Here is a 13,719-nt window from a genome sequence, read left to right on the forward strand (position 1 = left end):
GCTCATGCCCGGCACGTCACCTTCACCCGCGTCCCGGCCGACACGTCGCCGGTCGGCGCGATGGCGGTGACGCGGCACTTCCTCAGGTCTCCCGGTGCCGTGCCCTGCGGGCTCAGCACGGTCGGCTCCAGGCCGTGGTCGCTCAGCTGCGTGCTGACCTCGTCGCCGGTCCGGCCGAGGTAGTCGTCCTCGTCGAGCCGTGTCGTCGAGGTGCCCGGTATCCGGTCGGCGGAGTCGGGCTTCGCCTGACCGTTCGCCGGTGCGTTCGGGCTGCTCGTGCTCGTGTTCTGCGGCAAGCCGCCCTGCTCGCCGGCAGCGGTCTTCCCGATGGTCAGCTTCCAGGCGACGACTCCGCCGATCACCAGCAGAGCAGTCACCAGAAGAGCGACCATAACCCACACGGTCACCCGGTTCCTCCCGGGTGGCGGTGGCATCGGGGCGAACGTCCCGGTGTGCGGCACCGGTTGCTGTTGTACCGGTTGCATGCCCGGATGGGTACCGGCGCGAGGCTGACCACCGGAGTGGTGCGGCATCGGCGGTGGTACCTGCAACGGCTGGGACACCTGGGGCTGCTGCGGGGCGACCTGCTGCGGCACCTGCGGAGGCGTCAGCTGCTGTTGCGCCAGTTGCTGGGGCGCCATCTGCTGCTGCGGTGCCATCTGCTGGGCGACCTGGTGCTGCTGCTGCACCTGCTGCGGGATCGGCGGCATCGTGAAACCCGACGGCGTCGGCAGCGGCTGGCCCACCCGCACCGCGCTGACCGCCGCGGCGAACTCGCCACCGGTGCGGTAGCGCTGCCGCGGGTCCTTCACCAGTGTCGCCTCGATCAACGCCCGCGCACCCGGTGGCACGTCCGGCGGCAACGGCGGCGCGATGTCGCGGATGTGCATCATCGCCACCGTCACCGCGTTGTCCGACAGGAACGGCCGATGTCCCGCAAGGCATTCGTAGCCGCACACGGCCAGCGAGTAGACGTCGCTCGCCGGTTCGGCCTCGCCGCCGAGCGCCTGCTCGGGAGCGATGTAGTGCGCGGTGCCCATGACCATGCCGGATCGTGTCACGGGAGCGGCGTCGACGGCCTTCGCGATACCGAAGTCGGTGATCTTCACCTTGCCCGACGGCGTCACCATGATGTTGCCCGGTTTGACGTCCCGGTGCACCAGCCCGCGTTCGTGCGCGGCCTGCAGCGCGTTCCCGGTCTGCTCCAGCAGGTCCAGCGTCACCTCGGCGGTGAGCCGGCCCCGCGAGATGATCGTCGCGAGCGGTTCGCCCTCGACGAGCTCCATCACCAGGTACGCCGTGTCCTCCGGCCCGTCCGCGACCGACGCGGTCTCGCCGTAGTCGTGCACCGACGCGATGCCGGGGTGGTTGAGCGACGCGGTCATCCGCGCCTCGACGCGGAAGCGGTGCAGGAACTCGGCGTCGCCGGACAGCTCCGCCTTCAGCACCTTCACGGCGACCCGGCGGTCGAGCCGGTCGTCGGCCGCCTCCCAGACCTCGCCCATGCCACCGACCGCGATCCGCCTGGTGAGGCGGTAGCGGTCGGCGAGGAGCTGGCCCGTGGTCAGCATCAGCGACCCGCCAGATACGCGTTCATCACGGCGCGGCCGATGGGCGCCGCCACCTTGCCGCCGGTCGCGCCGAGGCCGCGGTCGCCACCGTTCTCCACGATCACCGCGATTGCGATCTCCGGCTTCTGCGCCGGCGCGAACGCGATGTACCAGGCGTGCGGTGCCACGGTCTGCTCCCGGCTGCCGCCGACCTCCGCGGTACCGGTCTTCGACGCCACCTGGACGTTCGCGATCCTGCCCTCGCCGCCGGTGTTCGCCTCCGACTGGACCATCATGTCGCGCAGCGCGGCCGCGTTGGCCGAGCTCATCGCGGTGTTGATCTCGTCGGGCTCGGTGTCCTCGACCGTCTTCAGGTCGGGGCCGAGGATCTTCGACACCAGGTACGGCTGCATGCGCTTGCCGCCGTTGGCGATCGTCGCCGCGATCATCGCGTTCTGCAGCGGGGTCACGCGGACGTCGCGCTGGCCGATGCCGCTCTGGTAGAGCGCGGGCTCGTCGGGGACCGGGCCCATGGTCGAGTTCTCGACCGCCATCGGCACCCTGAGGTCGTCGTCGTTGAAGCCGAACTTGTCCGACTGGGCCTGCAGCTTGGCCTTGCCGACCTTCGCCGCCATCTCGCCGAACGCCGTGTTGCACGACTTGGCGAGCGCGAGCTCCATCGACGCGGTCTGCCCGCTGCCGCAGGGCTGGCCGTTGTAGTTCGGGAACGGGAAGTTGTTCGTGCCCGGCAACGGGATCGAGCCCGCCGCCGTGTACTGCGACTCCTTGGTGTCACCGTTGGCGAGCGCGGCCGCGGCCACGACGACCTTGTACGTCGAGCCGGGCGGGTAGATGCCCTGGATCGCGCGGTTGATCAACGGGTCGCCGTTGCCGTCGGTGGTGAGCTGCTTCCACGCGGTCTGCTGCGCGGTCGGGTCGTGGCTCGCCAGCAGGTTCGGGTCGTAGGACGGCGTGCTGACCATCGCGAGGATCTCGCCGGTGTCCGGCTTCATCGCGACGACCGAGCCGCGGAAGCCCTTCGCCGCCAGCTGGTCGTAGGCGATCTGCTGGACCCGCGGCACCAGCGTGAGCTGCACGTTGCCGCCCACCGGGTCGCGACCGGTGATCAACGCCGAGACGCGGCGCGCGAACAGCCGGTCGTCCGAGCCGTTGAGCAGGTCGTTCTCGGCGCGCTCGATGCCGGCGGTGCCGTAGGTGACCGAGAGGTACCCGGTCACCGGGGCGTACGCCTGCGGCGCGGCGTAGGTGCGCAGGTACCGGAGCCGGTCCGTCGTCTCCTTGACGTCCGCGATCACCATGCCGTCGGCGGCCATGATCAGACCGCGCTTGCGGGCGTACTCGTCGAGCAGCACCCGGCGGTTGTTCGGGTTCTTGCGCCACTCGTCGGCGTTGATGACCTGCACCCACGTGGCGTTGCCCAGCAGCAGCAGGATCATCACCATCATGGCGAAGCCGACCCGGCGGAGCGGTGTGTTCATTTCGGACGCTCCACCATGACTGTGTGCTGGTCGGCGATGGCCGGCTGCTGCGGCTTCGGCTTCGGAGCACGCTGCGGCGCCCGCGCGGCCGCGGAGATCCGCAGCAGCAACGCGATCAGGACGTAGTTCGCCAGCAGCGACGAACCGCCCTTGGACAGGAACGGGGCGGTGATGCCCGTCATCGGGATCAGCTTCGTGACACCGCCGACGACGATGAACACCTGGAAGCACATCGCGAACGCCAGGCCGCCGCCGAGCAGCTTGCCGAAGCTGTCGCGCACCGAGATGGCACCGCGCAGGCCGCGCATCGCGACGACCATGTAGACCAGCAGCAGCGCGGCGAAGCCGACGAACCCGAGCTCCTCGCCGATCACCGCGGTGATGAAGTCGGTGTTGGACTCCGGGATCATCTCCGGCCGCCCGGCGCCGAGCCCGGCACCGCCGATGCCACCGGTCGCGAGACCGAAGAGCGACTGCGCGATCTGGTAGCCGCCGCCGTCGTCGTTGTAGGTGGCGATCGGGTCCGACCAGTTCGCCACGCGCTGCTGGACGTGCGTGAAGAGCTTCCACGCGATGACCGCGCCGCCGGCGAACAGACCGAGGCCGAGCACCACCCAGGCCGCGCGTTCGGTGGCGACGTAGAGCAGCACCAGCACGATGCCGAAGAACAGCAGCGACGAGCCGAGGTCCTTCTGCAGGACCATGACCGCGACCGCCACGCCCCACGCCGCGAACAGCGGGCCGAGGTCGCGGGCGCGCGGCAGGTCCATGCCGAGGAACCGGCGGCCCGCGGTGGTGAAGAGGTCCCGCTTCGACACCAGGAACGCGGCGAAGAAGACCATCAGCAGGATCTTGGCGAACTCACCCGGCTGGATGGAGAACGGGCCGATCCGCAGCCAGATCTTCGCGCCGTTGATCGTCGGCGCGATGAAGCCCGGCAGCACACCGGGCAGCAGCAGGGCGACCAGCCCGGCCAGGCCGAACGTGTAGCCGAAGCGCGCCAGGGTGCGGTGGTCGGTGAGGAACTTCAGCGTGGCCGCGAACAGCAGCAGTCCGATCGCGGTCCAGATGACCTGCTTGAACGCCATCGGGTCCCACGTCGAGCCGTCCGCGAAGACGGTGCCCTCCATGGCGAGGTCGATCCGGTGGATGACCACCAGGCCGAGCCCGTTGAGCAGCGCGACGCACGGCAGGATCACCGGGTCGGCGTAGGGCGCCCAGCGGCGCACGGCGAGGTGCGCGCAGGCGAACAGGCCGAGGTAGGCGAGTCCCAGGTACAGGATGCGCAGGCTGAGCGAGCGCTCCTGGTTGAGCTCCACCAGGATCAGAGCCAGCGTGACGAGCCCGGCCGCGAACGAGAGCATCACCAGTTCGGTGCCGCGCCGCGTCGGCGCCCGCAGCCCCGGCGACGTGCTGGTCGCCAGCGACGCGACTGGTGAGCCGTCCCCGGACGGGGCGGGTGAGCCCTTCAACTACGGACCCTCCCGGCATTCCACGCCCGGCTTCTGCGCGGACGAGGTGAGCGAGGGTTGGGTGGTCTCGCCACCCGCGGGGGCCGTGGTCGACGAGGGCGTCCCGTTCGCGGGCTGGGTCGTCGTCGTGGGCGGGGTCGTCGTGGTCGGCGACGTCGGGGTGGACGAGGCCGAGGTGTCCTTGCACAACGGCAGCATGTGCGCCGTGCGCAGCATGCGGACCGCGGCGCGCGCGCCGTCGATGCCGTTGTCGCTGCGGATGCCCTCGGTGATCGTCTTGCGCCCGGCCTCCTGCAGGTCCTTCACCGCGATCGGCGTGCAGCCCGACGAGCCGGGCGGGCACGAGTCCTCGACCTTCGACGAGAGCTTGAACCCGAGCACGCTGCCGTTGAGCCCGCGGAAGATCGCGACCTGACCGTCCTCGGTCGCGCCCACGTAGAACTGGGTGTTCAGCCACAGCTTGCCGCCGACCCCGGCCGCGCCGACCACGACGAGCAGCAGGAAGACGATCGCGAACGCCTTGAGGGCGTTGCGCTTCTTGCGCTTCGGGTCCTGCGGCGGTGGCGGCGGTGCCTCCATCCGCTGCGGCATCGGCTGGCGCTGCTGCGTGAGCGCGCTCGCCCGTGACGCCGCGGAGTCCGGCGGGGTGTTGTGCTCCTCGCTGCCGTCACCGGCCGCACCGCCGACGATCGGGTAGTCGTCGCCGAAGTCGACGTCCTCGACGTCCGCCACGATCACCGTGACGTTGTCGGGGCCGCCGCCCTTGAGCGCGAGCTCGATCATCCGGTCCGCGCAGGCCTGCGGGTCCGGGATGCGGATCGCCTCGTCCAGCGTCTCCATCGAGACGACACCGGACAGGCCGTCCGAGCACAGCAGGAACCGGTCACCGGCCCGTGCCTCGCGCACCGTGAGGCTGGGCTCGAAGTCGTGCCCGGTGAGGGCGCGCAGCAGCAACGAGCGCTGCGGGTGCGTGGCCGCCTCGTCCGGCGTGATCCGGCCCTCGTCGATCAACGACTGGACGAACGTGTCGTCGTGCGTGATCTGCGCGAACCCGCCCTCTCTGAGCAGGTAGGCGCGCGAGTCGCCGATGTGCACCAGGCCGAGGCGGTTGCCCGCGAAGAGCACCGCGGTCAGCGTGGTGCCCATGCCCTCCAGGTCCGGGTCGCTCGCGACCAGCTCGGAGATGGCGCCGTTGCCGGCCGCGACCGCGTCGCGGAGCTTGCCGAGGAGGTCGTCGCCGGGCTCGTCGTCGTCGACGTGGGCCAGCGAGGCGATGACCACCTTGCTCGCGACTTCGCCGGCGGCGTGGCCACCCATGCCGTCGGCGACTGCGAGCAGGCGGGGGCCCGCGTACACGGAGTCCTGGTTGTTGGAACGGACCAGGCCCCGGTCGCTTCGGGCCGCGTATCGAAGAACCAAGGTCATGAGCGCAGCTCGATCACCGTTTTGCCAATGCGGATCGGGGTGCCGAGAGGTACGCGCAGTGGTGCGGTGACCTTGGCTCGGTCTAGGTAGGTGCCGTTCGTGGAGCCGAGGTCTTCCACGTACCAGTCGGTGCCGCGCATCGACAGCCTCGCGTGCCTGGTCGACGCGAAGTCGTCGTCCAGCACGAGAGTCGAGTCGTCCGCGCGGCCGATCAGGATCGGCCGGCCGTCGAGTGAGATGCGGGTGCCGGTGAGCGCGCCGTGGGTGACCACGAGCGTCCTCGGCGCCTTGCTACCCCTCGCCGACTTGTCGGACCTCCGGAAACCGGGCAGACCTGACGCCCGGAGCCCTGAGGCCGCGTAGAGATCAGAGCGGACCACACGTAGGGCGGCCAGCACAAAGAGCCAGAGGAGCACGAGAAAGCCCGCTCTGGTCAGCTGCATCACCAGCTCTGGCACCGGTTGTAACCGCTCCTGCCTTGAGTTGCTTACCGACGCCCGTGTCGACCTCTAGCCCGCGGTGCGGAAGACCAGTGACGAGTGGCCGATGCGGACGACGTCGCCCTCCGCGAGCTGCCAAGTCTGCACTGGCGTGCCGTTCACCGTGGTGCCGTTGGTCGAACCGAGATCAGCGAGCATCGCACTGTGCCCGTCCCAGGTGATCTCCAGGTGGCGCCTGGACACACCCGTGTCGGGGAGGCGGAAGTCGGCTTCCTGCCCACGTCCTACGACGTTTCCACCCTGCTTGAGGTTGTACGTCCGGTTCGACCCGTCGTCGAGGTGCAGCGTGGCGTTGAGCTGGCGGTTGCCGCCCTGCACTGCCGGCGGGGCGTATCCGCCCTGGTTGTAGCCCTGGTCGTACCCACCGGCGGGCTGGCCGTAACCCTGGTCGTAGCCGCCGGCCGGCTGGCCGCCGCCGTAGCCCTGGTCGTAGCCCTGCTGGCCGTAGCCCTGCTGCTGGCCGTAACCCTGGTCGTAGCCGCCGCCCTGCTGGCCGCCGCCGTAGCCCTGGTCGTAACCCTGCTGGCCGTAGCCCTGCTGCTGGCCGCCATAACCCTGGTCGTAGCCCTGCTGCTGGCCGTACCCCTGGTCATAGCCCTGCTGGCCGCCGCCGTAGCCGCCGCCCTGCTGGCCGTAGCCCTGGTCGTACCCGCCTTGCTGCTGCTGTTGGCCGTAGCCCTGGTCGTAGCCCTGCTGCTGGCCGTAGCCCTGCTGCTGGCCGTAACCCTGGTCGTAGCCGCCCTGCTGACCATAAGGGTCGTGGCCGGGCTGGCCCTGTCCTTGTCCGTAGCCGGGTGGCTGGCTCATGACTCGGTCTCCTGCGGTGCGAGGTGGTGCTGACCGTCGGCTGGCCGCTTTCACGTCGGGGTCGACGGACGAGCTGGTTCGGAACTGTCCGGTGTGCAGCGCCTCGGAGCGCTCCAGGGAGACTACGACGTCACCGTAGGTATCCCATCCGGACTCTTCCAGGTGCTCTCGCAGGCCCTCCGCGAGAAGCTGGGTGATGCGTAGTTCATCCTGCTCGTCCCCGGCAAGTCGATCGTGGTCCTGAGGGCCGAGCAGCACTGTGTAGTGGTTGGGGGCTAGCAGTCTGCCACCCGCGAGCTCGCGGATGTTGCTGTCACCCTCCCGTTGCAGCGCCTGTGCCACCTCTTGGGGCACGACGTTGCCTCCGAACACGCGCGCGAAGGTGTTGCCGACCAGACCTTCGAGCTTGCGCTCGAAGCGTTGCAGGCCCATGTCAGCTCCTTCCGCCTGGACGGTCTTCTGCACCGATCGTATCCGGGTGCGACCAGGCCTACAGGGGGCGATTAGGAACCTGGTTTGGACGCGTGCTAGTGTTTCCAACGTCTCCAGGGGCAAGTGGCGGAATGGCAGACGCGCACGGTTCAGGTCCGTGTGTCCGAAAGGACGTGGGGGTTCAACTCCCCCCTTGCCCATAGAGAAAGACAGATCGAACCCCCCTCGCGGAATCGCGAGGGGGGTTCTTTCGTTGACCGGCAGTATCGGATTCCGTGATCCAACAGGTGATGTCTGTCACTCGTTCGGAGGGCGACATGTGGGCGATAGCGGCGGCGGACTTCGGTGCGGAGCTCGAGCTGGTGGAGCTGCCGGAGCCGCAGGCGGGTCCGGAAGAGCTCAAGGTGCGGATGCTCGCCGCGAGCGTGAACCCCTTCGACCGCAAAGTCGTCGACGGGATGCTTCGGAGTTCCGCAGAGCACCGGTTTCCGATGGTTCCCGGAACCGACGGTGCCGGTGAGGTCGTCGGTTCCGGCGAGCGGATTTTCGGGACCTTCTTCCACCGCCCCGTCGGACGGGGGACTTACGCCGAGTACGCCGTGGTTCCGGCCGGGAACGCGTTGGCGCCGTTGCCGGACGGCCTCGACCCCGCGGTCGCCGCGGCATTGCCGACCGCAGGCATGACGGCGCTGCAGCTGGTGGAAGCGCTCGGTGACGCGAAATCCGTGCTGGTCGTCGGTCCGAACGGCGGCGTCGGCTCGTTCGCCGTCCAGATCGCGCGGGCGGCGGGCAAGCACGTGGTCCCGATCGGCCGGGGCGACTCGCTCGTGGAGGCCGACGCGCTCATCGACCTCGTGAGCGCCGACCGCTCGTCGTTCGAGGCGAACGCGCGCTATGCGCCGTTGGCGTTCAACACCAACTACGCGTCGAGCGACAGCGCGCAGAACTTCGGCATGAAGGGCTCACCGGAGACGCTTGTCCGCCTGGCGTCCATGGTGCTCGACGGCGATCTCTCGGTGCCGATTTCCCGCCGTGTGCCGTTGCGCGAAGCCACCGGTGTTTTCGCAGGTCACGGGCCTGGCAAAACCGTGATCATCATGTAGGTGGTCGTTCTGGCGCGGTGAGCGGTCGGCGGCCGGTGACCGGCACCGTTCGCCGCCTTTTCGCCACCACGCCTGGAGCACCCACTGTGAGCAGGTCTTTTGGTGCGTCCAACCGGATTAACGTCACCCAGACGGCAGCACCGTAGGACCGAACTCCCCGCGCCGCTCCTCGACCGGTCACCGACCGGTCGGCGCCGTCGATCGCAGGGGCTCCGGTGACCTGGGGGCGGGCCGCGCGCTTCCTGGTACGCCTTATCCAGAGCACGAGTCGAAACGTGGCGGATCGCCCGCCGCGTGGTGGCGAGGAGGCACTGGCGTGAGCAGCACCCCAGCAAGGATCGCGGCGCCCGGCAGCGCGCAGGGACTGTCGACGACCGCGGTCCCGGTTCCGGAACTGCCCGCGTCCGTCGAGGAGCTGGCAGCCGCAGCGGCGATCCGCCTCGGCTGGCACGGCGTGGTCCTCCCGGAGATGGTCCTCATGGGCCGCAAGGTCGTCGTCGTGGCCGAGCTCCTGGCCGACGCCCACGCCGAGCGCGTGTGCGTGGGTGCGGGTCCCGAGGTCGACAAGACCACCGTCTCCACCTGGGTGTGGCCGGAGATGGAAGGCCGCGTCCCGCCGGCCGCCGTGCGCATCGTCGGCGTCTTGGCCGTCGCACGCCACTGGCGCACCGCGCTGGCCTCCGCGGTTCCCTTCGCCCGCTACGGCAACGCCGCCGCCGTCCTCCCGGACTCGGTCGCGTTCACCAACGACTACCTGACGAACTGCCTGCCGCGCGTGCGCCGCTACGGCGTCTCGGTCCTGCTGGCCGACGAGGAGAAGGACCTGTCCGTGGACGTGTCCGGCCGCAACGAGTGCGTGCCCGTCGAGGACACCGCCATCACCCGTTGGGTCAACGAGCTGGTCTACGAGCAGGTGCTCGCCACCGCTTCCTGATCTACGGTCGGGGCATGCGAGTAGTCATCGCCGGCGGACACGGGCAGATCGCGCTGCTTCTCCAGCAGCAGCTGGCCACCCGTGGAGACGCGGCAACAGCACTGGTCCGCAACCCCGATCACTTCGCTGACGTGCAGGAAGCCGGAGCCGTTCCGGTGCTGTGCGACCTGGAGTCCGCCACAGTGGACTCGGTCGCCGAATACATGAACGGCGCGGACGCCGCGGTCTTCGCCGCCGGCGCAGGGGCAGGCTCGGGAGCCGCCCGCAAGGACACAGTGGACTTCGGGGCCGCCGCCCTGTTCGCCACGGCAGCGGCCGAGGCGGGCGTGCGGCGGTTCCTCCAGGTCTCCACGGTCGGCATCGAGTCAGCGGACTCGCCGTCGGTGGACTCCGAGTTCGCGGTGTACCTCAAAGCGAAGAAGGCGGCGGAGGACGACCTGAGGTCGCGTTCACTCGACTGGACGATCCTGCGTCCCGGCCCGCTGACGAACGACGCCCCGACCGGTCTCGTCACCCTGGCCGCCCCGGTGCTGCCGCGCTCCCCGGTGACCCGCGCCGACGTCGCCGCCGTGCTCGCGGAGCTCTTGACCGCACCCCAGACCGTCCGCAAAACGCTCGAACTGACGAACGGCTCCACGCCCATCCCCGACGCCGTCCGCGCCGTCCTCTGAGTGCACGCGGGGAGCTTTCGTACTCTCCTGGCGCACGCGGGGGCCCCGCGTGCCCCTCAGGGGAACGTGGGGCTCCCGCGTGACATCTAGCCGAGGACGCGGGTCAGGTAGGCGTTGGTGAAGGTGCGGGTTGGGTCCACCTCGTCGCGGACGCGCAGGAAGTCGTCGAAGTGCGGGTACAGCGGGCGCAGCTCGGCAGCGGTGAGGTCGTGCATCTTGCCCCAGTGCGGGCGACCGCCGACCGACGCGGCGATGGACGCGTACGCGTCGAAGAACGCCTTGTAGGGCATGCCGAGCGCCTGGTGCATGGAGATGTAGGCGGTGTCACGGCCGGAGGCGGTCGACAGCCAGATGTCGTCGGCCTGCGCCACCCGCACCTCGCACGGGACGATCAACGCGTCGCGGTCGCCCAGGCGGTTGGCGACGGCACGCAGTTCGCCGATGACGTCCATCAGCGTCTCGCGAGGGATGGAGAACTCGGTCTCCACGAACCGGACCCGGCGCGGGGTCACGAAGACGTTGTGCGAGTAGTCCGAATAGGACCGCTCGCTGATCAGCGAGCCGCAGACCTCGTTGAGCTTCCTGGTGTAGCGCGGGAAGGTCTTGGCCACCTTGCACACCGCGCCGAACGCGGCGTTCTCCATGACCTCGTACTCCCAGGCCTGCCGGAACCGCGACAGCGGCTGCGCCGGCTCGGGAACCCGGTTGTTGCGCTTGAGGATCACCCGGTCCGAGTGTGTGAACCAGTGGAACTCGACGTGGTCCTCGACCGCGCACAGGTCGTCGAACTGCTCCAGCACCGCGTCGAGCCGGCCCGGTGCCTCCGAGGCCTGCAGCACGAACGACGGCACGCACTGCAGCGTGACGGTGCTGATCACGCCCAGCGCGCCGAGGCCGACGCGGGCGGCGTTGAACAGGTCCGGTCGCTCGGAGCGCGAGCAGGTGACCACCGAACCGTCGGCGAGCACCAGCTCCAGCGCGGCGATGGCGGTGGCCAGGACGCCGAGCTTCGCGCCGGTGCCGTGGGTGGAGGTCGACACGGCACCGGCCACGGTCTGCGCGTCGATGTCGCCGAGGTTCGGCATGGCGAGGCCGAGTCGGTGCAGGTCGGCGTTCAGGACGTGCAGCGGCGTGCCGGAGCGGACGGTGACCAGGCCCGTCTCCACGTCGGCGCGGACGATGCCGGTCCACCGGTCGAGGTCGAGCGCCACCTCGGGGGCGACGGCGATGTCGTTGAACGAGTGACCGCTGCCGCGCGCCCGCACCCGGCCGCCGGAGACGACGGTCGCGGCGATCTCGTCAGTGCTCGCCGGGTGGACGACGCGCGTCGGCGCACAAGTCGCGGTGCGAGCCCAGTTCGTCCACACGGGTACCTCCACGGAGTGTGACCTGCGAGTAACGTAAGTGAAAGCTCTTCACGTTTCAAGGGTTGAGGACGTACCGTCGGAGCATGCGCCGAACTCGACTCGACACCGCGACGAAGGACCTCGATCCTCCGTTCGCGATCGTCGACCTGGACGCCTTCGACCACAACGCGGCGGACCTCGCCCGCCGCGCTGCCGGTCATCCCATCCGGGTGGCGAGCAAGTCGATCCGCGTGCGCGACCTGGTGAGCCGGGCCCTCGAACGACCCGGTTACGCCGGGGTCATGTGCTACTCGCTCGCCGAGGCGCTCTGGCTCTCCGAGCAGAACGTCAGCGAGGACCTGCTGGTCGCCTACCCCACGGCCGACCGCGCCGCGCTGCAGAAGCTCGCCGCGAACGAGACCGCCCGCCAGCGCATCACCATCATGGTCGACTCGGTCGAGCACCTCGACTTCGTCGACGCCGCCATCGGCCCGCACGCCGACATCAGGGTCTGCCTGGAGCTCGACGTCTCCTGGCGCCCGCTGCCCGGCGTCCACATCGGACCACGCCGCTCGCCGGTGCACACCCCGGCGCAGGCCGCGTCGCTCGCCGCCAAGATCGTCCGCCGCACCGGGTTCACCCTCGTCGGCGTCATGGCCTACGAGGGCCAGATCGCGGGCCTGGGCGACAACCCGCCCGGTCAGCCGCTGCGCGCGATCGGCATCCGGCTCATCCAGGCCAGGTCCGGCCCGGAGCTGATCGAACGGCGCACCGCCGTGATCACCGCGGTCCGCCAGGTCACCGACCTGCAGTTCGTCAACGGCGGCGGCACCGGCAGCCTGGAGCTCACCGGCACCGACCCCTCGGTCACGGAGCTGGCAGCGGGCAGCGGCCTCTTCGGCCCCACCCTCTTCGACGGCTACCAGGCCTTCAAGCCCCACCCGGCGGCACTCTTCGCGCTGTCCGTGGTCCGCAAGCCGACCAAGCGCGTCGCCACCCTGTTCGCCGGCGGCTACATCGCCTCCGGTACCCCGACCCCGGACCGCCAGCCCTCGCCGTACCTGCCGGAGGGCCTGAAGACGCTCGGCCTCGAAGGCGCGGGCGAGGTGCAGACCCCGGTCACCGGCAAGGCCGCCGAACAGCTGCGCATCGGCGACCGCGTCTGGATGCGGCACGCCAAAGCGGGCGAGCTGTTCGAGCGGTTCGACGAGGTGCACCTGGTGCGCGGCGACCGCGTCGAACGCACGGTGCCCACCTACCGCGGTGAGCGCCGCAACTTCGGCTAGGCCGGCAGCCGCGACGACAGATAGCCCCTGACCAGCGCCTTCGCCTCCACGAGGATCGCCTGGTCGCCGGTCGGGTTGTTGCGGAACGCCATCTTCAGCACGGCGTCCGCGGCCTCGACGGCGATCGCGATCGGCAGCTGCACCTCGTTCATCGGGATGCCGAAGTTGCCCGAGATCAGCTCGGAGATCTTGTCGGAGATGACGGCGTTGTTGTCCCGCCGGTCGTCGAGCAGCCGCATGTCCACGACGTCGCCGAAGTGCAGCTTGCCGAACGCCGGGATCTCGCGGTGCATCGTCACGTAGACGTCGAACACCGTGTCCACGGCGTCCCACCAGTGCTCCAGGGTGGCCTGTTCGAGGCGGTCGGTGATGCCCTGGGAGAACCGGTCGACGTTGCGCAGGGTCAGCGCCTGCACGACGGCCCGCTTGTCCGGGAAGAACTGGTACAGCGAGCCGACCGCCACGCCCGCTCTCTCCGCGATCAACGTGGTGGTGACGCCGTCGTAGCCCACCTCGTCGATGAGGGTCGCGCAGGCTTCGAGCATGCGCTCGACCCTCTTGGCGCTGCGCTGCTGGACGGGCTGACGGCGGAGCGGGGTGGTGCTCGTCACGGCGACTCCCAGTAGTTCGGGTTCTTCCATCTTGCCTTCTGCGCGGCGTCTTCACTTCCCTGAACCTGTCAACACGCCTACGA

At 69.8% G+C, this 13,719-nt stretch carries 12 protein-coding genes and 1 tRNA gene; 5 read left to right on the forward strand and 8 right to left on the reverse strand.

Going from position 1 to position 13,719, the window contains the following annotated elements; translation table 11 throughout:
* Positions 1–2: 2 nt before the first annotated feature.
* From ACZ7CD_RS04180 to ACZ7CD_RS04205, 6 genes are read right to left on the reverse strand one after another with little or no spacing between them, the layout of a single operon-like run.
* Positions 3–1,571 (reverse strand): protein kinase domain-containing protein, encoded by a 1,569-nt coding sequence (locus tag ACZ7CD_RS04180; protein ID WP_470369748.1) that lies wholly within the window; start codon positions 1,569–1,571, stop codon positions 3–5.
* Positions 1,571–3,049, reverse strand: a complete 1,479-nt coding sequence (locus ACZ7CD_RS04185) for a peptidoglycan D,D-transpeptidase FtsI family protein (protein WP_360397070.1) — start codon at positions 3,047–3,049, stop codon at positions 1,571–1,573. Before ACZ7CD_RS04185 ends, ACZ7CD_RS04180 begins: the two co-directional genes overlap by 1 nt.
* Positions 3,046–4,521, reverse strand: a complete 1,476-nt coding sequence (locus tag ACZ7CD_RS04190) for an FtsW/RodA/SpoVE family cell cycle protein (RefSeq protein WP_458429825.1) — start codon at positions 4,519–4,521, stop codon at positions 3,046–3,048. The genes ACZ7CD_RS04185 and ACZ7CD_RS04190 overlap by 4 nt, the downstream gene beginning before the upstream one ends.
* A complete protein-coding gene (locus tag ACZ7CD_RS04195; RefSeq protein ID WP_360397069.1) occupies positions 4,522–5,946 on the reverse strand; it encodes a PP2C family protein-serine/threonine phosphatase in 1,425 nt (474 codons plus the stop codon). It lies immediately after the preceding gene.
* Positions 5,943–6,404 (reverse strand): FHA domain-containing protein FhaB/FipA, encoded by a 462-nt coding sequence (locus tag ACZ7CD_RS04200; RefSeq protein ID WP_053732084.1) that lies wholly within the window; start codon positions 6,402–6,404, stop codon positions 5,943–5,945. The genes ACZ7CD_RS04195 and ACZ7CD_RS04200 overlap by 4 nt, the downstream gene beginning before the upstream one ends.
* A gap of 51 nt (positions 6,405–6,455) precedes the next feature.
* Positions 6,456–7,685, reverse strand: a complete 1,230-nt coding sequence (locus ACZ7CD_RS04205) for a DUF3662 and FHA domain-containing protein (protein WP_360397068.1) — start codon at positions 7,683–7,685, stop codon at positions 6,456–6,458.
* A 117-nt stretch (positions 7,686–7,802) separates the two neighbouring features.
* On the opposite strand from ACZ7CD_RS04205, the gene ACZ7CD_RS04210 reads away from it, so the two are divergent.
* The 4 genes from ACZ7CD_RS04210 (at position 7,803) to ACZ7CD_RS04225 (ending at position 10,393) form a co-directional block, all read left to right on the forward strand.
* A tRNA-Leu gene (locus ACZ7CD_RS04210) sits at positions 7,803–7,885 on the forward strand.
* Between the two features lie 162 nt (positions 7,886–8,047).
* The gene (locus ACZ7CD_RS04215; RefSeq protein ID WP_470372903.1) at positions 8,048–8,788 is read left to right on the forward strand and encodes an alcohol dehydrogenase catalytic domain-containing protein; all 741 of its coding nucleotides are present in this window, start codon (positions 8,048–8,050) and stop codon (positions 8,786–8,788) included.
* Between the two features lie 316 nt (positions 8,789–9,104).
* Entirely contained in the window at positions 9,105–9,722 is a 618-nt protein-coding gene (locus ACZ7CD_RS04220) for a hypothetical protein (protein WP_360397066.1), read from the forward strand.
* A gap of 14 nt (positions 9,723–9,736) precedes the next feature.
* Positions 9,737–10,393 carry an NAD(P)H-binding protein gene (locus tag ACZ7CD_RS04225; protein ID WP_470378287.1) on the forward strand — a complete coding sequence of 219 codons (657 nt, stop codon included), beginning with the start codon at positions 9,737–9,739 and terminating at the stop codon, positions 10,391–10,393.
* Between the two features lie 86 nt (positions 10,394–10,479).
* Here the strand turns inward: ACZ7CD_RS04225 and ACZ7CD_RS04230 are convergent, their stop codons facing one another.
* On the reverse strand, positions 10,480–11,760 hold the full coding sequence (locus tag ACZ7CD_RS04230) for a D-arabinono-1,4-lactone oxidase (protein ID WP_360397064.1): 1,281 nt from the start codon (positions 11,758–11,760) through the stop codon (positions 10,480–10,482).
* Between the two features lie 83 nt (positions 11,761–11,843).
* On the opposite strand from ACZ7CD_RS04230, the gene ACZ7CD_RS04235 reads away from it, so the two are divergent.
* Positions 11,844–13,025: an amino acid deaminase/aldolase gene (locus tag ACZ7CD_RS04235; RefSeq protein ID WP_458429822.1), complete on the forward strand. Its 1,182-nt coding sequence runs from the start codon at positions 11,844–11,846 to the stop codon at positions 13,023–13,025.
* Here ACZ7CD_RS04235 and ACZ7CD_RS04240 read toward each other — a convergent pair.
* A complete protein-coding gene (locus tag ACZ7CD_RS04240; RefSeq protein WP_458429821.1) occupies positions 13,022–13,666 on the reverse strand; it encodes a TetR/AcrR family transcriptional regulator in 645 nt (214 codons plus the stop codon). The two genes, ACZ7CD_RS04235 and ACZ7CD_RS04240, sit on opposite strands and share 4 nt — an antisense overlap.
* Positions 13,667–13,719: the final 53 nt, after the last annotated feature.

Source organism: Lentzea sp. NPDC036949 (assembly GCF_055608075.1).